Genomic DNA, 17,948 nt, shown 5'->3' with positions numbered 1-17,948 from the left:
CCAGTTCGGCGGGAATCCCAACGTAGACCTGGAGCGCTCGTGGAATCCGTCGCACCGGCGGTCGGCGGCGTTCTTCACACGAACGCCGCCGCCAGACGACGGATATGCCTCAGCCCTGGACCGGGTCTACCACCCAGTCCGGGTGTCCCGGCATGGGCGGTGTCTTCGAGCCGTACAGCCATGGCCGCAGGAAGCCTTCCAGGTCCTCGCCCGCCACCTTCGACGCCAGGTCGATGAACTGCTGGGTGCTTGCCGTCCTACCGCGGAAATCGCGCACCCACGCTCGCTCGATCTTCTCGAACTTCGCGGTGCCGACCTGCTCCCGCAGGGCGTACAGGACCAGGGCCGAGCCGTCGTACCGCATGCGTTTGAAGAGGTTCGGCTCGGTCGGTTCGGCGGGGGCGCCGAAGTCGTGGCGCCACTGGTCGTGCGCGGCGTACGCCGTCTTCATGGCGGCCTCGAAGCTGTCGCCGCCGTGCTCCTCGGAGAACATCCGCTCGTAGAAGCGGGCGTGCCCCTCGCTCACCCACAGGTCGGACCAGCTCTTCAGGGCCACGCTGTCGCCGAACCACTGGTGGGTCAGCTCGTGCACCATGTTCCGCTCGGCGTCGACCTTCGTGCCGAGCAGGTCCGCCTTCGGGATGAGGGAGAGCGTCTGGGTCTCCAGGGCGACGGCCAGGTCCGTGTCGCCGACCAGGAGCCCGTAGCGGTCGAAGGGGTAGGGGCCGAGCTTCTCCTGGAGCCAGGTGAGGTGGTCGGGCGTGAGTTCGCGGTACTCCGCTGTCGGCTCGACCAGGGCGTCCGGGACCACGTCTCGGAGGGGCAGGCCGCCGGGACCCTTGCCGTCGATCAGCTTGAACTTGCCGACCGCCAGCTGCACCAGCTGCGTGGACAGCGGCTGTTCGGAGTCGTACGTCCAGCGCACCCGGTCACCGGGGCGTTCCGTGCGGTTCACCAGCTTGCCGTTGGCGACCGCGGTCAGGTCCTTCGGCGTGGTGATGCGGAAGGTGATCGGCGCACGCTGGCTGGGGTGGTCGTTCGCCGGGAAGATCAACCGGGCCCCGTTCGGCTGCGGATAGACCACCGTGCCGTCGGCGGTGGGGATCCAGCCGTAGTCCTCGATGGCGTCGTCGCGGTGCCGCGTCTGCGTCGGGTCGGCGGTGTACGTGACCTTGGCGGTGAACGAACGGCCCTTCGCGATCGCGGACTTGGGCGTGACCGTCAGCTCGTCGCCGACGCGGGACGTGCGCGCGGTCGAGCCGTCGACCTGCACGCCGTGCAGGGTGTTGCCCCCGAAGTCCAGGTTGAAGCGGGACAGCGACTGGGTGGCGGTCGCCTTGATCGTCGCCGTGGCCTCGAACGGCGTCTTGGGGGCCTGCCAGTCGAAGTCGAGGGCGTAGCGGTCGACGCGGTATCCGCCGTTCCCGTCCAGCGGGAACATCGGGTCGCCCAGGCCGGGCGCTCCGGGTGAGGGCGTCCCGGGTGCGGACGGCGCGGCCTGTGACGCCGTGCCGGTGAGGGCCGCCGTCACGGTGACGGCGACCGCGAGGGCGAATCGCGCTCTGCGGTGGGGCGTCCGGTACCGCCGGTGCGTCCGGTGCGTGCTCATCGGGAACCTTTCGGTCGGAAGGTTGCGCGGACGAGCGGTGGGGGGTGCGCCTGGGGGTGTGCCCCACCACGTGTAGTGAGACGCACGGCACTCGGCCCGAGTTGCACGGGATCTGGGCGGTGAGTGACCAAGCTCTCGCCCGCGACGGCGGAATCCGATGGCAAGGTGGTTGGGTCAGTGGGGGGAGTCCGTTGCCGGACGTCGCGTCTAGAGGCGTGACGCATACGTATCGAGTGATGCCATGACCGCTGCCACAGCCACAGCCACTGCCACCGCACAGCCCCGGGCCACCACGCGCACCGGCGGCCCCAAGGAAGACGGCCCGAAGGTGCTCGAGCACGTCCTCGGCTGGACGCTCGTCGTCGTCCTCGCGATGCTCGTCACGCAGATCGGTCTGTTGTGATCCCGGTTGTGACCCCGGTCTCGGTCACGCAGTCCGGTCTGATGTGACCCCGGTCTCGTCGCGTTCCGGGTTGCCCCGGTCGGCGTCGAGATCCGCGCGCCAGTGCCGGTGCGGCACCCCCACCAGCCCGTAGAGCAGCCGCACGGGCGAGCGTCGCGACAGCAGCGTCAGCCCCGCGATGACCGCGAACAGCGGCAGACCGAGCCACCCGCCCAGGAGGCGGACGAGGACGCTCGCGACGAGCGCGCCGACGAACGGCAGGCCGTAGACCCCGGCCGCCGCGACGGCGATCGCCAGGAACCGGTGGACTTTCCGGTCCTCGTCCGCGCCGGGCAGCGACCAGCCCTCCATCAGCCAGCCGGTCTCCGTCAGCAGCATGGTGCCGATCAGGCCCGCGCCGAAGACCAGCAGCGCGAGAAACGTTCCGGACGTCAGGAAGTCCAGTACGTGGTTGACCACGCTGTCCCGCCGCCAGCCGGCGAAGTCCCGCGCGCCGGGCGAGAGGAACCGCTCGTACCCCCTGCCGTCCCAGCCGTGGACCAGCGTCCCGAACAGCAGGAAGTACCCGCCCACGCACTGGAGATACGCCCAGTAGCCCGCCCCCACCAGGATGAGCCCCTGCGCCACGAGGAACCCGGTGATCGCCGCGACGGGCAGCCCGCCCGCGTAGAAGAGCACGAACCCCGCCCACACGCCCTCGTGCCCGTCAGCGACATGCATGGTCGCCCACGCGGGGTTCTGCCACAGCAGGAAAAGCCCCGTCGGCACCATCAGGACCGCCGCGAAGAGCGCGGTGAGCGCGAGATACGGATTGGCGGCACGGCTGCGCGTCCGCGGCCCCTCACCCGCGTTGATCCGCTCCCACACCTGGAGCTGCCGGGCCGCGGAGAGCGCGAACGTGGCGCCGATCGCGTACGCCCAGAAGAGGGCGGCCTGGATCTGGATCATGCCGATGCCTTCAGGGTGAGCCCGCCCGCGACGGTCAAGTCCGAGGTGACCAGGGCCTGTTCGGCCTGTACGTCGGTCATGAAGACGAACGGCGGCACGATGGGCGGCACCGGCAGCTTGTCGGGCGTAAAGGTCAGACAGAGCAGCCCCTCCAGGCAGCCCTTGAACTTGGTCAGATAGAGCGTGACCGAGCCGCTGAGGTCCAAGGTGTCGGCGCCCAGGGAGAGTTCCTCGCTCCCGTCGTGCGTCTTCAGCCGATAGTCGGTGAGCGAGGCGGCCTTCATCTTCAGCACCATGACCTTCAACGGCCCGTCAGCCGTGGGAACTTCGCGCACACCGGCCAGCAGGAACCCCTTCGGCGAGAAGAGCGTGGTGGTGACGGTCGGCGGAGTCCTCCCCGCCGTGATGGCCTCGCCGGGCGCCGCCCTCGCCGGACTCCCGCCCCACAGCGTCGCCCCCACGATGACCACCGGAAGCAGCACACCGAGCGTCCGCGTCCCCTGGCCGTCCCGCACCTTCGGCCGCTCAGGGTCCTCCGCGTCCTCCTCGGCCACCGGCGTCCACCCGAAGCCCATCGCGCTGCCGACGATGCCGAGCACCATGCCCACCAGGAAGCCGCCGAGATTCGTGGCCGCGAACGAAAGCACCGACAGGATCAGGGCGTTGACGCTCACATAGTGGTGGGCGTGCGGCAGCAGCCACAGGAAGATCCCGGCGGCGATCAGGGCGAGCCCGATGCCGATCGCCGCGAGCCCGCCGAGCCCCAGGCTGACCAGAACCGTCAGCGGCGACAGCGGCACGAGGAGCAGCTCAGCGCCGCCAAGGACCAGCAGCAGGCCGCCCCAGAAGGGCCGTGTCCGCCGCCACCTGCGCAGCACCCTGCGTGCTTCCGGCAGTGGCAGCCGCCTGTCGAGCCACCCGCCGCCGTCCCTGCCCCACGCTCTGACTCCGGCTCTTCGGCCGCCGGTCAGAAGCACTTCTTGCCGCCGATGCTGACATCGACCTTCATGCCCTTGAGCCGGAAGTTCCCGCCGGTCGCCGACCAGGCGTTGGACTTCACCCCCGAGACGGTGATGTCGCCGGCCTGCAGCCCGAACTTCCCCCTCTCGCCCTTGACTCCGGGCACCTCGTCGAGAGTCGACGCGTCCCGGCCGATCTCCGCCGTGCCGAAGCGCGCGTCGCCCTCCAGGTCCTCGCCGTCGATGATGAGATTGCTGGCGGTGACCTTGCCCGCCGATCCGCCCGCGGTCAGCTTGAACACCACGGTGCCCACCGGGGTCTTCACCTCGGCGGCCTGGCAGATGTCGGACAGGGTCGCGTCACCGATACCGAGGAGCGCCACCGGGTGCCCCTTGCCGTCGATGTCCCGGTCGGTCTGTACGTAGGAGGACAGGCCCTCGCTGGTGAGCTTGCCGGATGACACCTGGAAGCTGGTGCCGGAGACGGCGAAGGAGGCAGCGAGCGCCCCCTCGGCCATCACGGAGGCCATCGCGCCGACGGCCAGGACGGCCGGCAGGGCGACGACGGCCGTCTTCTTCCAAGAGGTTCTGCCTTCGCGCAAAGGGGTACGCGCTGCGCTCATGAGTCTTCCTCCCGTACGGCGGTCCATGTGCGTAGGGGGAGTGCGTGAGAGAGCGCCGTCGGACGCAGAACCGGCAGGTGGCGTTGGTTCTGCCATACTGCGGATTCCCGAGGCAGTTGGAGACTAGGGCCGAAATTGAATAATAGTCAACAGCGCGGCACCGACCGTCCCGCGGACGCCCGCCCGCAGGCGCGCGGCACCGACCGTTCGGTGGCGCGACGCGCCGAACTCATCACCATCGGGCGGAAGTTGTTCGCCGACACGTCCTACGACGCGCTCTCGATGGACGACATCGCCAAGCAGGCGTCCGTCGCCAAGGGGTTGATCTACTACTACTTCAAGTCCAAACGCGGCTACTACCTCGCGATCATCGAGGACTCCGTCGCGGAGCTGGTCGCGCGTGCCGGACGCCACGACGATCTGCCGCCCGTGGAACGGGTGCACAGCACGATCGACGGCTATCTGCGCTACGCCGAGCACCACCAGGCCGCGTTCCGCACCATCATCAGCGGCGGCGTCGGCTTCGACGCCGAGGTGCACGCCATACGCGACGGCGTGCGCGAGGCCCTGATCGGCGCGATCGCCGACGGAGCGTACGGCCGTCGCGACATCCCGGAGCTGGCGCGCACGGCACTGCTCGGCTGGCTGTGCAGCGTCGAGGGCGTCGCGCTCGACTGGATCGGCAGCCGGGGTCTGACGCGCGAGACGGTGTGTGACCTGCTGGTGCGGACCCTCGGTGACACCCTGCGCGTCATCGAGGAGTTCGAGCCGTCCTTCCCGGCACCGCCGCGTTCATGAGCAGGTGCTCATGAGGAAGGGGCGGGAGCCCTACGGCCCTCGCCCCCAACTCGCGCGTAGAACTGCTCAGTTGATGGCCTTGATCAGTTCACCGTCCGCCGTGTCGCCGCTCAGCTCCCAGAAGAAGGTGCCGCCGAGACCCGCCTGGTTCTTGTAGTCCATCTTCCCCGCGATGGTCGCCGGAGTGTCATAGCTCCACCAGTTGGTCCCGCAGTGCGCGTACGCGGTCCCGCCGACCGTGCCGTTGGCCGGGCACTTGGTCTTGAGTTCCTTGTAGTCGTCGATGCCCGCCTCGTACTTGCCCGCGGCGGCCCCGGTGGCGGTGCCGCCGGGCTCCTTCTGCGTGACACCCGTCCAGCCGCGGCCGTAGAAGCCGATGCCGAGGAGCAGCTTGTCGGAGGGGATGCCGAGGCCCTGGAGCTTCTTGATGGTGGCGTCGGTGTTCCAGTTGGCCTTGGGCGCGCCCTCGTACGTCTTCAGGGGCGAGTGCGGGGCGGTCGGGCCCTTCGCCTCCCAGGCGCCGAAGTAGTCGTACGTCATCGGGTTGTACCAGTCGACGTACTGGGCGGCCCCCGCGTAGTCGGCGGCGTCGATCTTCCCGCCCTCCTCCGCGTCGGCAGGGATCGCCGCGGTGACGAGGTTGTCGCCGCCGAACTTCGAACGCACCGCGGACATCAGGTCCTTGTACGCCGCGCGCCCACTGGTGTCACAGGTCAGACCGCAGGCGTTGGGGTACTCCCAGTCGATGTCGATGCCGTCGAAGACATCGGCCCACTTCGAGTTCTCGACCAGGTCGTAGCAGGACTGGGCGAAGGCCGCCGGGTTCTTGGCCGCCTCGGTGAAACCGCCGGACCAGGTCCAGCCGCCGAAGGACCACAGGACCTTCAGGTCCGGATGCTTGGCCTTCAGCTTGCGCAACTGGTTGAAGTTGCCGCGCAGTTCCTGGTCCCAGGTGTCGGCCTTGCCGTCGACCGACTGGTCCGCGGTGTACGCCTTGTCGGTCGCCGCATAGGCGTCGCCCATCGTGCACTTGCCGCCCTGGACGTTGCCGAAGGCGTAGTTGATGTGCGTGAGCTTGTCGGCCGAACCGGACGTCTCGACGTTCTTGACGTGGTAATTCCGGTCGTAGGTACCCCACTCGGTGAAGTATCCGACGACCTTGGAGCCGGCCGCGGCTTTCGTCGCGGAGTCCTTGTCCTGCTCGGCGGTGGCGGTGCCCGCGCCGGCGAGCAGACCCCCGCCGAGCACGGCACAACACGCGGTGGCGACGAGCGCCCGGAAGGGGGCGCGGGGGAGGTGCGGTCTGAGCATCGTTTCTCCTCGTGGGGGGAGAGGGCGCATGGGGGCGTGGTGCTGTTGACCTGCGGACGCCATGGGGGACATCCGTGAATCCATGAATCTTGAATTGGCATGAACGCGGTAAGGCGCTCGGCTGGACTCTAGGAGGACTAGACCAGTGGGGTCAATGGTTCGGACCAATTCCGAGCCCCTCTTGCGGGCGTCGGTTATCTTTTGAGTAAGCGGTCGTTAACTAGTGACTGGCCGCCGCCGATCGGGCATACTCAACGCGCCAGAGCCGCTGGTCACAGCACCTTCCGCGACCCGGAAGGGCGCCATCGGCCGGGCGTGAGACACGGTGGCGCCGCACTACCCCGCGGGTCCGCCGCAGTGCCGAAAGGGAGGATGCGATCGTGCCTGAGCGAAGCTCGCTGCAGCCGGTGGACCGTCAGCTGCCCACGGACGAGGCGCGGGATCTGTTCTCGCTCGTCCGTGACCTCGTCCAGCGGGAGATCACTCCCCGCGCGGCCGAGGAGGAGGACGCCGGAAGCTTCCCGCGCGGGGTCTTCGCCCTCCTCTCCGAATCCGGACTGCTCGGGCTTCCGTACGCCTCCGAGTTCGGTGGCGGCGACCAGCCGTACGAGGTCTACCTCCAGGTCCTCGAAGAGCTCGCCGCGGCCCGGCTCACCGTCGGTCTCGGCGTCAGCGTGCACTCCCTGTCCTGCCACGCGCTCGCGAATTACGGCACCAAGGAACAGCAGGCCGAGCACCTGCCGGCGATGCTCGGCGGCGGACTGCTCGGGGCGTACTGCCTCTCCGAGCCGGCGTCGGGATCGGACGCCGCGTCACTGCGGACCAAGGCCGTGCGGGACAGCGGCGAATGGGTGATCACCGGCACGAAGGCGTGGATCACGCACGGTGGAGTCGCCGACTTCTACACCGTGCTCGCCCGCACCGGCGGCGAAGGAGCTCGCGGCATCTCCGCGTTCCTGGTGCCGGGCCACGCCGAAGGGCTGAACGCGGCGGCGCCCGAGAAGAAGATGGGGATGAAGGGTTCGCCCACCGCCCAGATCAACTTCGACGGGGTACGGGTCTCCGACGCCTGCCGTATCGGCGAGGAGGGCCAGGGCTTCGCGATCGCGCTCTCGGCGCTCGACTCGGGGCGGCTCGGCATCGCGGCCTGTGCGATCGGCGTGGCGCAGGCGGCACTCGACGAGGCGCTTCGCTATGCCACCGAGCGGCGGCAGTTCGGGCGGCCGATCGCGGACTTCCAGGGCCTTCGCTTCATGCTCGCGGACATGGCGACCCAGATCGAGGCGGGCCGGGCGCTCTATCTCTCGGCGGCGCGGCTGCGCGACGCGGGCAGGCCGTTCTCCAAGCAGGCGGCCATGGCCAAGCTGATGTGCACGGACGCCGCGATGAAGGTCACGACGGACGCCGTACAGGTCCTCGGCGGCTATGGCTACACCGCGGACTTCCCCGTGGAGCGCTTCATGCGCGAGGCGAAGGTGCTGCAGATCGTCGAGGGCACCAATCAGATCCAGCGGATGGTCATCGCCCGTCACCTCGCGGGTCCCGAGACGCGCTGAACTGGCCGAGCCTGACCGGAGGCGCCGCCAGCCGCACCCACTCCGGGTCGTGGCGCCCCGGCAGGGTCTTGCCCCGCTCTGCCCAGCTCCGGATGAGGGCGCGGTAGATGGGCGGATCCTGGAGGTGCGACGGCTGCGGCTGGGGCGGGGGCGGCTGGTACGGCTGCTGGTGTGGCTGGGGATGCGGCTGCTGAGGTCGCTGGGGAACCGATTCTGCGGGGGACGAGGGAGCCGTCAGGAGGGTGCGCCTGCGGCGGCCGGTCGGCGGGGGCGCCATGGGCATCGGCGTGGGGGTGGTCATGCAGGGCCAACGCGCGACGCGGGGGACAGGTCACCGCCCTTCGCATTCGAGCGTCCGTTCGCGGCAACCCCGTGCGTGGCCCGGAGGCCGCCCCTGTGTCGCCCCTCCACGCCGTGCTGCGGGCGGGCCAGTGGCTCCCTGAACACGGGCTGACACGTGTCTGGCTCCGTCACCGTCCCTGACGTACCGTCAACTCCGCGCCGGGGGTGCGGGATAGGCCCCGCGCCCGTCAACTGACGTGCGTTCAGGGAGGTTTGCCGTGGCAGACGACCGTCCCGTCCCGCTCGACGAGTACCCGATCCATCAGGTGCCGCTGTCCATGAAGCAGGTCGCGACGGGCGACCGCAACGCCTACGACCGCTGCATCTTCCACCTCTTCGACCACGAGGGCCGTGCGCTCCTCATCCTCGGACTCGGCGTCTATCCGAACGTCGGTGTCATCGACGCGTACGCCACCTTGCGCAGAGGGGATACGCTCCACGCCGTACGCGCATCCGACGCGCTCGGCGACGATCGGATGAACCTCTCCGTCGGCCCCTTGACCATCACCGTCGAGGAACCGCTGCGGCGGCTGCGCCTGAGGTGCGCCGCCGACCCGGACGACCCGAACTCACTCTCGTACGACATCACGTGGACCGCTTCCTTCCCTGCCCTCTGGGAGCCGCACCACATCCAGCGGCGCGGCGACCGGCTCTCCCTCGAAGGGCGCCGCTTCGTCCAGGCGGGCGGCTGCGCGGGGACGATCCGCATCGGCGGCGACGACATCCCCGTGACGGCGGGGGAGTGGACCGCCACCCGTGACCGCAGCTGGGGCGTGCGGCCCATACCCGGCGAGGAACGCGGGCGCCTGGAGGAGGAGTTCGGCACGGAGGGCTTCCACTGGATCTGGAGCCCGGTGCGCTTCGACGACCGCTTCCTGATGGTCATCGCCCAGGAGGACGCGGACGGCTACCGCACCCTCAACGACGCCACGCTCGTACGCCCAGGGGAGCGCGACCGCCAACTCGGCTGGCCCCAGGCCGACATCACCTACCGCTCCAGCACCCGGCACCCCGAGCGCGCCGTCATCCAGCTCACCGACCCCGACGACCGCAAGCCCCTGGAACTCGGCGTGGAGGTTCTCGCCTCCCTGCCGCTCGCCGTGGGGGCCGGCTATCCACCCGCGGACGACTGGCAGCACGGCACGTGGCAGGGGCGTGGCTGGAGTGACCGCCGTGACTACGACCTCTCGGACCCGAAGGCACACCCCCGGGCCGCGTACGGGGTCATCGACCACGCCGCCCGCTTCACGCTCGACGGGCGGACGGGGTACGGCATCTTCGAGCACGGCAGCTTCGGCCGCCACGACCCGAGCGGCTTCTCCGGCTTCGACTCGGTCGCGCCCTGAGATTCCACAGCTGAGAGGAGTCCGTGATGGCGACAGCACCCCGCCCCCGCACCACCACCCGTGACCCGGAGGAACTCGCGCGCAGGCTCACCGCCTGGCTCGCCGCGCGGCTGCCCGGCGCCAAGGCCACCGGCGTGCGCGTCCCCGAGTCCAACGGCATGTCGAGCGAGACCCTCCTCTTCGACATCGAGCACCCCGAACCGCCCCTGCGGGCCTGCGCGTTGCGCGTGGCGGCGGACCCGGCGGCGTACACGATCTTCCCGGTCTACGACCTGCCGCGGCAGCACCGCACGATGCGGCTCGTCGCCGAGCGCACCGACCTGCCCGTGCCGCGCGTGCTGTGGCTGGAGGAAGACCCGGGGCCGCTCGGCGCGCCCTTCTTCGTCATGGAGCGGGTCGAGGGCCGCGTGCCGCCGGACGTCATGCCCTATACGTACGAAGGGAACTGGCTGCACTCCGCGAGCGAAGCCGAACGCGCGCACCTGGAGGAAGCGTCGATCCGGCTGATCGCCCACCTCCACGACCAAGTCCCCGTCGCGGAGGCCGAGTTCCTTGCCCTGCCCGGCGACGGCAGCCCACTGCGCCGCCACGTGGCAGCCCAACGCGCCTACTACGACTGGGTGGTCGACGGCCTGCCCCGCTCGCCCCTCATCGAGAGCGCCTTCGACCGCCTCGAAGCGTGGTGGCCGGACGTCGAGGGTGAGCCCGTCCTCAACTGGGGTGACGCGCGCATCGGGAACGTCATCTACGACGGCTTCGACCCCGCGGCCGTACTGGACTGGGAGATGGCGGCGCTCGCACCGCGCGAGGTCGACCTCGGCTGGATGGTCTACCTGCACCGCTTCTTCCAGGACCTGACGGTGAGCTTCGGGCAGGAGGGCCTGCCCGGCTTCCTGCGCCGCGACCACATCGAGGAGCGCTACACCCGACTCACCGGCCACACGCCCCGGTCGATGGACTTCCACACGCTGTACGCGGCGCTACGGCACGCCATCGTGATGCTGCGCGTCGCCTACCGCCAGGTGCACTTCGGCGAGGCCGCGGTCCCCGACGACCCGGACACGCTGATCCTGCACCACGCCAGCCTGGCGGCCATGGTGCAGGGCAGCTATTGGTAGCCCTCAGGCCGCGGAGCGCCGGTCCGGCTGGGGCACGACGCGAAGCGGGCGCGAGCCGTGGCCGCCGACGTGCGAGAAGGGCTGAGTCCGCCAGTCGAGCCCCTGAGGGAGCGTCAGGAGCAGGGCGGTGTCCTGCTCCTGAGCCTCCATCGACTCGTCGGCGGGTTCGGCATCGGCCGCGGCGCGTCCCGTGCCCGCGCACACCGTGAGCCCGAACGGGTTCCACGGCTGGGCGCAGAGCGCGTGCTCGGGCAGGACGTCCTCGTCGGCCAGGAGCGCGATCGGCTGCGCGCAGTCGGGGCACGTGACCCGGTACATCTCGAAGGTGTCGTACGCGTCGAACTCGGTCTCAGCCGGTTCGACGCCCTCCGATACGGGTGCGGACGCGGATTCGTCGGAACGCTGCTGCTTGCTGCGGGCAGAGCGACCGGGGCGCTTCAAGTTCTGCATGGGATTCTCCCCCTTGGGTGGGCCGAGAAGGCGCTGCGGCCTCGACCACAGCAAGCACTTCCCGTCCCGTCGTAGAGGTAATCGTGGCATCCCTTTGGACACGGTCACAGGTATGTGGCGTTCGTCACATGCCCGGCGAAGGTGCCGCCTTCGCGCCCAGCGGTATCCGGAGGGATCAAGAGCCCTGTAGGTTCGGCGCATGGAGGAGCTGGACCGACAGATCGTGCAGCTGCTCGTCAAGGACGGGCGGATGAGCTACACCGACCTGGGCAAGGCCACGGGCCTGTCCACATCGGCCGTGCACCAGCGGGTGCGCCGCCTTGAGCAGCGCGGAGTCATCCGCGGCTATGCCGCCGTCGTGGACGCGGAGGCCGTCGGCCTGCCGCTCACGGCGTTCATCTCGGTGAAGCCGTTCGACCCCAGCGCGCCCGACGACATCGCCGAACGCCTCGCGGGCGTCCCGGAGATCGAGGCATGCCACAGCGTGGCGGGCGACGAGAACTACATCCTCAAGGTACGGGTGGCGACCCCACTCGAACTGGAGCATCTCCTGAGCCGCCTGCGCGCACTCGCCGGCGTCTCCACGCGCACGACGGTCGTGCTCTCCACGCCGTACGAGGCCCGGCCCCCGCAGGTCTGAGCCGCCCCGTGGGCGACCCCTGCGCGGGGCCCGCACGGGCAGGGGCCAAACTGGTCCCATGAGCGAGAGCACCACCCCCCAGAACGGGCCTCAGGGCCACCGCACCGTGCTGCTGCGCGGTGGAGAGGTCCACAGCCCCGCCGATCCGTTCGCCACGGCCATGGTCGTCGAACGCGGGCACGTCGCCTGGGTGGGATCCGAGGGCGCCGCCGACGCGTTCGCCGGGGGCGTGGACGAGGTCATCGACCTCGAAGGAGCGCTCGTCACCCCGGCGTTCACCGATGCGCATGTGCACACCACGTCGACCGGCCTCGCCCTGACGGGACTCGATCTGACGGGCACCCGCTCCCTCGACGACGCGCTCGCTCTCGTACGCGCGCACGCGGCGGCCCGGCCGCACGACCGCGTCCTGCTCGGCCACGGCTGGGACGCGGCCCGCTGGGCGGGCGGCCGTCCGCCCACGCGCGCGGAACTCGACGAGGCGACCGGTGGCCGTCCCCTCTATCTCACCCGCATCGACGTCCACTCGGCGGTCGTCACCACGGCGCTGCTCGACCTCGTCCCCGGCGTCACCGGGCGCACCGGCTATCACCCGGACGCGCCGCTGACCGCGGACGCCCACCACGCGGTGCGCGCCGCGGCGTTCGGCGCCCTCACCCCGCACCAGCGCACCGAGGCCCAGCGTGCGGCGCTGCGGCGGGCCGCGTCCCTCGGCATCGGCTCCGTGCACGAGTGCGCGGGCCCCGAGATCTCCAGCGAGGACGACCTGACGGGGCTGCTTCGCCTGGCCGCCGACGAGGCCGGGCCGCGCGTCGTCGGCTACTGGGCGCAGCAGGGCGAGGAAGGCGTCGCCCGTGCAAAGGAACTGGGTGCGGTCGGCGCCGCGGGTGATCTCTTCGTCGACGGAGCCCTCGGCTCGCACACCGCCTGCCTGCACGAGCCGTACGCCGACTCCGGCCACACCGGCACCGCTTATCTGGACGCGGCCGCCGTCGCCGAACATGTCATCGCCTGCACCGAGGCAGGGGTCCAGGCGGGATTCCACGCCATCGGCGACGCCGCGGTGACCGCCGTGGTCGAGGGCATCCGCGCCGCCTCCGAGAAGGTCGGCCTGGCCCGCGTCCGCGCCGCGAGGCACCGCGTCGAGCACGCCGAGATGCTCACCCCGGAGACGATCGCCGCCTTCGCCGAACTGGGCCTCACCGCCTCCGTGCAGCCTGCCTTCGACGCACTGTGGGGCGGCGACGACGGTATGTACGTCCAGCGCCTGGGCGCCGAACGGGCCCGCACCCTCAACCCGTACGCGGCCCTCCTGCGCACCGGCGTCCCGCTCGCCTTCGGCTCCGACAGCCCCGTCACCCCGCTCGACCCCTGGGGGGCCGTCCGCGCCGCAGCGTTCCACCGGACGCTTGAGCACCGTGTGTCGGTGCGCGCCGCGTTCACCGCCCACACCAGGGGCGGCTGGCGGGCGATCGGCCGGGACGACGCGGGCGTCCTGGTGCCGGGTGCGCCCGCCGACTACGCCGTCTGGCGGACCTCGGAGCTCGTGGTCCAGGCCCCGGACGACCGCGTCGCACGCTGGTCGACCGATCCGCGCTCCGGCACGCCCGGCCTGCCCGACCTGACCCCGGGCGCCGAACTCCCCGTCTGTCTGCGCACGGTGGTCTTCGGAAAGACGGTGTATGTACGGCCGGACGAGTGATGTCCCGGCGGTGCGTACCGCCGATCGCGGCCCGTTGTCGCGTCGCACGACCTGCGTATCCTCGGCACTGACCTGGCCATATCTGGAATCGGCCCAGGTCAAACGGCTATTGACAGAACGCGGCCGTCGGCCGGTAGGTTCGGCCGGGTCCACCACAGGACGTCCGACCGGAGAAATTCCACGCAGCCGTCGAACGCCGCTGGGCCATGGGCGGTGTGCCGCACCGGCGCACCACCACTGGGAGCCAGGTCCAGCGCCCGCGCCGCGGACGCGAGGGAACGTTCCACCGGGCCGGCAGGTGTGACCCGGGTGGGGCCCGGACGCTCAGTAGACAACGGCTCTCGGTCGACCCGCAGCCAGCGGGCCCCAGGTCGGCCCGAAGGGTGCCGGGCCCCGATCCGCAGTACTCCCCCTTTCAACCGCCCGTGCCGTCGTGGCCGCGCGGGAGGCGGCCATTATGGTGGTCCTCTGCGTACGAACGAAGGGGCAGTAGTGAACGACGGCGGTGGGGTCTCCGAAACCGGTGACCAGGGGAGGCAGTTCGGCCCGCTCGGCCTGGCCCTGGTGATCATTCCGACCTACAACGAGGCGGAGAACATCCAGTCCATCGTCGGCCGTGTCCGGCTCGCCGTGCCCGAGGCGCACGTCCTCATCGCCGACGACAACAGCCCCGACGGCACCGGCAAGATCGCCGATGAGCTCGTGGCCGACGACGACCACGTCCACGTACTGCACCGCAAGGGCAAGGAAGGCCTCGGCGCGGCCTATCTCGCGGGCTTCCAGTGGGGCCTGGACAACGGCTACGGAGTGCTCGTCGAGATGGACGCCGACGGCTCCCACCAGCCCGAGGAGCTGCCCCGGCTGCTCACCGCGCTCAAGGGCGCCGACCTCGTCCTCGGCTCGCGCTGGGTGCCGGGCGGGCGGATCGTCAACTGGCCCAAGTACCGCGAGATGATCTCGCGCGGCGGCAGCACGTACTCCCGGCTGATGCTCGACGTGCCGATCCGCGACGTCACCGGCGGCTACCGCGCCTTCCGCCGCGAGACCCTCGAAGGCATCGGCCTCGGCGAGGTCGCGTCGCAGGGCTACTGCTTCCAGGTCGACCTGGCGCGCCGCGCGATCAAGACCGGCTTCCACGTCGTCGAGGTACCCATCACCTTCGTCGAGCGGGAGCACGGCGACAGCAAGATGAGCCAGGACATCGTCGCCGAGGCGCTGTGGCGCGTCACGGCGTGGGGCGTGGGGGAGCGCGTGGGCCGTGTGGGCCGCGCTCTGGGCCGCAAGGACGCGGAAGGTGCGCAGGAGACCCCGAAGGACGGCAAGAAGCTCTGAGAAGGGCCGCAAAGCTTGGAGAAGGGCCGCGAGCTCTGAGAAGGGCCGCAAGACCCCCGTTCGTCGCTCCGGCGACCGTTGGTTGATCACTCCCTTATGCCGGTCAGAGCCGCGCCCAGGCACACTGGAGCCATGACGACTGGCGTACCGCCCACCCGACCCGCCCGGCCCCGGCGCTCCCGCGTCCTGAGGTTCCTGCCGCTCGGCATCGCCGCGTGGCTGGTCCTTGAGATCTGGCTGCTCACCGTCGTGGCGGGCGCCGCGGGCGGACTCACGGTGTTCTTGCTGCTCGTGGCCGGTGTCGTGCTCGGTGGCATGGTCATCAAGCACGCCGGGCGCCGTGCCTTCCGCGAGCTGAGCGAGGCGGTGCAACAGCAGCAGAGCGGGCTCGCGCCGCATCCCTCCGAGCGGGGCGGTGGCAACGCCCTGACGATGCTGGGCGGCCTGCTGATCATCCTGCCGGGGCTGATCTCCGATGCCCTGGGGCTGCTCCTCCTTGTGCCGCCCATCCAGAAGGCCGTCAGCCGTACGGCGGAGAGGACGTTCGAGCGCAAGGTCCGCGAGGCCACCACGCGGGGTGGCCTCGGTGACGCCTTCCAGCAGGCGCGCATGCACCGCCCGGACGGCAAGGTCGTCCAGGGCGAGGTCATCAGGGACGACGAGCGTCCGCCCCACGGCGCGCAGCCGGACGACCCGCAGCTGCCCCCGCGCTGAGCGGACCGGCGCAGCACGAAGGCCGGGGCCACTGCTGAGCAGTGGCCCCGGCCTTCGTGTGCTGTGCGGTGTTCTTCAGTTCGCCGTCAGGCGGACTTGCGGCTGTCCCGCGGATGCACCGCGATGTTCATGGCTCCTGAACGGAGAACCGCGAGGCGCTCCTCCAGGACCTCCTCGAGTTCCTCTCGAGTACGGCGCTCCATGAGCATGTCCCAGTGCGTACGCGCAGGCTTCCCCTTCTTCTCTTCAGGTCCGTCGCCGTCTACGAGGAGTGCCTGGGCCCCGCAGACCTTGCACTCCCACTCCGGCGGAATCTCCGCCTCTACCGAGAAGGGCATCTCAAAACGATGTCCGTTCTGGCATGCGTACTCCACGGCCTGGCGCGGAGCCAAGTCGATGCCGCGGTCGGTCTCGTAGCTGGTCACCACGAGGCGCGTGCCGCGAAGAGCTCGCTCACTCATGAATCGTGCCTCCCGGGCTTGTCGCCCACAGGACAGGTGTCGCTGTCGTCGTCATCCGGTCAACGTCCGGTCGGCGGTAAAGATTCCCGTTAAGGGTCATGCGTCGCCGTCGTATGCCGCCCCTTGTTGTACCCACCAGCGCCCGGTATGTCACATCTGACAGAGGATGTCACCCTGCGTTTCTGAATCTTCAGCGCGCAGTAACGGTCCGCCTGGTAAGCCAAACGCGTACACTACCGCCCTTTGGCTTCAGTTGCTAAATCCTGGCGGGTACGGAATTTCCCGCGTCGCGGATCGCGCGCCGTACGGGTACCCGCGCGAGCAGGACGAAACCGATCACGAAGAAGACCACGAGCGAGACGATCGCGTTCCGGTAGCTCCCGGTGAGCTGGTACGTGAGGCCGAAGATCAGCGGCCCGAGCCAGGCCATGCCGCGATCGCTGATCTCGTACGCCGAGAAGTACTCGGCCTCCTTGCCCGCGGGCACCAGATGCGAGAACAGGGAACGCGAGAGCGCCTGCGAACCGCCGAGCACCAGGCCGATCCCCGCGGCGAGCACGAAGAACCACACCGGCGCGCCTGCGGGCAGGAAGAACCCGGCCCCGATCGTCACCGTCCACGCCACCAGCGAGCCGAGGATGGTCCGTTTGGCGCCGTACGTCCGTGCGAGGCGCCCCATGGCGAGCGCACCCGCCACCGCGAGCACCTGTACGAGGAGGACCGCGACGATCAGCGTGGACTGGTCGAGGCCGAGCTCCTCGGAGCCGTAGACGGACGCCTGGGAGATCACCGTCTGCACGCCGTCGTTGTAGACGAGGTAGGCGAGCAGGAAGGACAGGGTGTGCGGATGGCGGCGCATGTCGCGCACGGTCGCCGCCAGCTGCCGCAAGCCGCGTGCCGACGCCTCCGAAGGTGGCGCCTTGCGGTCACGGAGCCGCCGTAGCGGTACGAGCGTGAAGGCGCCCCACCACACGCCGGCCGACGCCAGACAGATGCGCACGGCGGTCGACTCCGAGACACCGAAGGTGTCATGGGCCAGGAACAGGACCAGGTTCGCCACCAGGACGAGCGCGCCCGACGCGTAACCGAACGCCCAGCCGCGCGAGGAGACCGCGTCGCGCTCCTCGGGAGGGGCGATCTGCGGCAGATAGGAGTTGTAGAGCACCATCGAGACGGCGAGCGAGGCATTGGCGACGATCAGGAGGAAGCCACCGAGAAGATAGCGGTCGCCGTCCAGGAAGAACATGCCCGCCGTCGCCGCGGACCCCAGGTAGGCGGCCACCGCGAGGAGCGGCTTCTTACGGCCCGTGCGGTCGGCGGCGGCCGCCGCAAGCGGCATGGCGAAGACCGACATGATCACCGACGCCGAGACCGCGTACGCGAAGAACGACCCGGCGCTGACCGGGATGCCCAGCGGATGGACGTATCCGTCGCCGTCCGCGGCCGACTTGGCGATCTCCGTCAGGTACGGGCCGAGGAACACCGTCAGGACGCTCGTCGAGTAGACCGAGCACGCCCAGTCGTAGACGTACCAGCCGCGCTGCTCCCGCCGTCGCCCGGCGGCGCTCTCGTCGGGCGGTCGCGCTGCCCGCACGGTGTCGGTTCCCACCCGTGCCCCCTTGCTGGTTCCCCGTGG

Annotated in this window: 18 protein-coding genes; 9 read left to right on the top strand and 9 right to left on the bottom strand. The window is 70.2% G+C overall.

All coding sequences use genetic code 11. The features are described from left to right. Window positions 1-109: 109 nt before the first annotated feature. Window positions 110-1,609 (bottom strand): M1 family metallopeptidase, encoded by a 1,500-nt coding sequence (locus ABXJ52_RS05880; protein ID WP_367039834.1) that lies wholly within the window; start codon window positions 1,607-1,609, stop codon window positions 110-112. 241 nt (window positions 1,610-1,850) lie between these two features. On the opposite strand from ABXJ52_RS05880, the gene ABXJ52_RS05875 reads away from it, so the two are divergent. Further along, window positions 1,851-2,012, top strand: a complete 162-nt coding sequence (locus ABXJ52_RS05875) for an SCO1431 family membrane protein (protein ID WP_367039832.1) — start codon at window positions 1,851-1,853, stop codon at window positions 2,010-2,012. Between the two features lie 24 nt (window positions 2,013-2,036). On the opposite strand, the gene ABXJ52_RS05870 is transcribed toward ABXJ52_RS05875, so the two are convergent. From ABXJ52_RS05870 to ABXJ52_RS05860, 3 genes are all read right to left on the bottom strand, one after another. After that, entirely contained in the window at window positions 2,037-2,960 is a 924-nt protein-coding gene (locus tag ABXJ52_RS05870; RefSeq protein WP_367039830.1) for a hypothetical protein, read from the bottom strand. Further along, window positions 2,957-3,838, bottom strand: a complete 882-nt coding sequence (locus ABXJ52_RS05865) for a DUF6114 domain-containing protein (protein ID WP_367039828.1) — start codon at window positions 3,836-3,838, stop codon at window positions 2,957-2,959. Before ABXJ52_RS05865 ends, ABXJ52_RS05870 begins: the two co-directional genes overlap by 4 nt. An 89-nt stretch (window positions 3,839-3,927) precedes the next feature. Next, on the bottom strand, window positions 3,928-4,542 hold the full coding sequence (locus ABXJ52_RS05860; RefSeq protein WP_367039826.1) for a DUF6230 family protein: 615 nt from the start codon (window positions 4,540-4,542) through the stop codon (window positions 3,928-3,930). A gap of 135 nt (window positions 4,543-4,677) precedes the next feature. Here ABXJ52_RS05860 and ABXJ52_RS05855 point away from each other — a divergent pair, with 135 nt between their 5' ends. Next, window positions 4,678-5,340: a TetR/AcrR family transcriptional regulator gene (locus ABXJ52_RS05855; protein ID WP_367039824.1), complete on the top strand. Its 663-nt coding sequence runs from the start codon at window positions 4,678-4,680 to the stop codon at window positions 5,338-5,340. 66 nt (window positions 5,341-5,406) lie between these two features. Here the strand turns inward: ABXJ52_RS05855 and ABXJ52_RS05850 are convergent, their stop codons facing one another. Continuing rightward, on the bottom strand, window positions 5,407-6,651 hold the full coding sequence (locus ABXJ52_RS05850; protein WP_367039822.1) for a glycoside hydrolase family 18 protein: 1,245 nt from the start codon (window positions 6,649-6,651) through the stop codon (window positions 5,407-5,409). Window positions 6,652-7,031: 380 nt separating this feature from the next. On the opposite strand from ABXJ52_RS05850, the gene ABXJ52_RS05845 reads away from it, so the two are divergent. Further along, the gene (locus tag ABXJ52_RS05845) at window positions 7,032-8,207 is read left to right on the top strand and encodes an acyl-CoA dehydrogenase family protein (protein ID WP_367039820.1); all 1,176 of its coding nucleotides are present in this window, start codon (window positions 7,032-7,034) and stop codon (window positions 8,205-8,207) included. On the opposite strand, the gene ABXJ52_RS05840 is transcribed toward ABXJ52_RS05845, so the two are convergent. After that, entirely contained in the window at window positions 8,170-8,484 is a 315-nt protein-coding gene (locus ABXJ52_RS05840; RefSeq protein WP_367048835.1) for a hypothetical protein, read from the bottom strand. The genes ABXJ52_RS05845 and ABXJ52_RS05840 overlap by 38 nt on opposite strands. 283 nt (window positions 8,485-8,767) lie before the next feature. Between ABXJ52_RS05840 and ABXJ52_RS05835 the strand changes: the two genes are divergently transcribed. Both ABXJ52_RS05835 and ABXJ52_RS05830 read left to right on the top strand, forming a co-directional pair. Further along, entirely contained in the window at window positions 8,768-9,895 is a 1,128-nt protein-coding gene (locus ABXJ52_RS05835) for a hypothetical protein (RefSeq protein WP_367039818.1), read from the top strand. Window positions 9,896-9,921: 26 nt separating this feature from the next. Further along, window positions 9,922-11,013, top strand: coding sequence for a phosphotransferase family protein (locus ABXJ52_RS05830; protein ID WP_367039816.1), 1,092 nt, complete (start codon window positions 9,922-9,924; stop codon window positions 11,011-11,013). A 3-nt stretch (window positions 11,014-11,016) separates the two neighbouring features. Here the strand turns inward: ABXJ52_RS05830 and ABXJ52_RS05825 are convergent, their stop codons facing one another. After that, complete coding sequence (locus tag ABXJ52_RS05825; protein ID WP_367039815.1) at window positions 11,017-11,463, bottom strand: hypothetical protein; 447 nt, start codon at window positions 11,461-11,463, stop codon at window positions 11,017-11,019. Between the two features lie 199 nt (window positions 11,464-11,662). On the opposite strand from ABXJ52_RS05825, the gene ABXJ52_RS05820 reads away from it, so the two are divergent. The 4 genes from ABXJ52_RS05820 (at window position 11,663) to fxsA (ending at window position 15,851) form a co-directional block, all read left to right on the top strand. Continuing rightward, window positions 11,663-12,103, top strand: coding sequence for an Lrp/AsnC family transcriptional regulator (locus tag ABXJ52_RS05820; protein WP_160503714.1), 441 nt, complete (start codon window positions 11,663-11,665; stop codon window positions 12,101-12,103). A 58-nt stretch (window positions 12,104-12,161) separates the two neighbouring features. Beyond that, the gene (locus ABXJ52_RS05815; RefSeq protein ID WP_367039813.1) at window positions 12,162-13,805 is read left to right on the top strand and encodes an amidohydrolase; all 1,644 of its coding nucleotides are present in this window, start codon (window positions 12,162-12,164) and stop codon (window positions 13,803-13,805) included. A 492-nt stretch (window positions 13,806-14,297) separates the two neighbouring features. Beyond that, window positions 14,298-15,137, top strand: coding sequence for a polyprenol monophosphomannose synthase (locus tag ABXJ52_RS05810; protein ID WP_367039811.1), 840 nt, complete (start codon window positions 14,298-14,300; stop codon window positions 15,135-15,137). Between the two features lie 132 nt (window positions 15,138-15,269). Further along, window positions 15,270-15,851 carry an FxsA family membrane protein gene (gene fxsA, locus ABXJ52_RS05805; RefSeq protein ID WP_367039809.1) on the top strand — a complete coding sequence of 194 codons (582 nt, stop codon included), beginning with the start codon at window positions 15,270-15,272 and terminating at the stop codon, window positions 15,849-15,851. Between the two features lie 86 nt (window positions 15,852-15,937). Here the strand turns inward: fxsA and ABXJ52_RS05800 are convergent, their stop codons facing one another. Both ABXJ52_RS05800 and ABXJ52_RS05795 read right to left on the bottom strand, forming a co-directional pair. Beyond that, entirely contained in the window at window positions 15,938-16,312 is a 375-nt protein-coding gene (locus ABXJ52_RS05800) for an RNA polymerase-binding protein RbpA (protein WP_030360404.1), read from the bottom strand. 256 nt (window positions 16,313-16,568) lie between these two features. Next, a complete protein-coding gene (locus ABXJ52_RS05795) occupies window positions 16,569-17,921 on the bottom strand; it encodes an MFS transporter (protein ID WP_367039807.1) in 1,353 nt (450 codons plus the stop codon). Window positions 17,922-17,948: the final 27 nt, after the last annotated feature.

Origin of the sequence: Streptomyces sp. Je 1-332 (genome assembly GCF_040730185.1) — a bacterium.
Lineage (GTDB): Bacteria > Actinomycetota > Actinomycetes > Streptomycetales > Streptomycetaceae > Streptomyces.
Note: the sequence above shows the minus strand (reverse complement) of the source record. Positions and strands in the feature narration are given on the sequence as shown.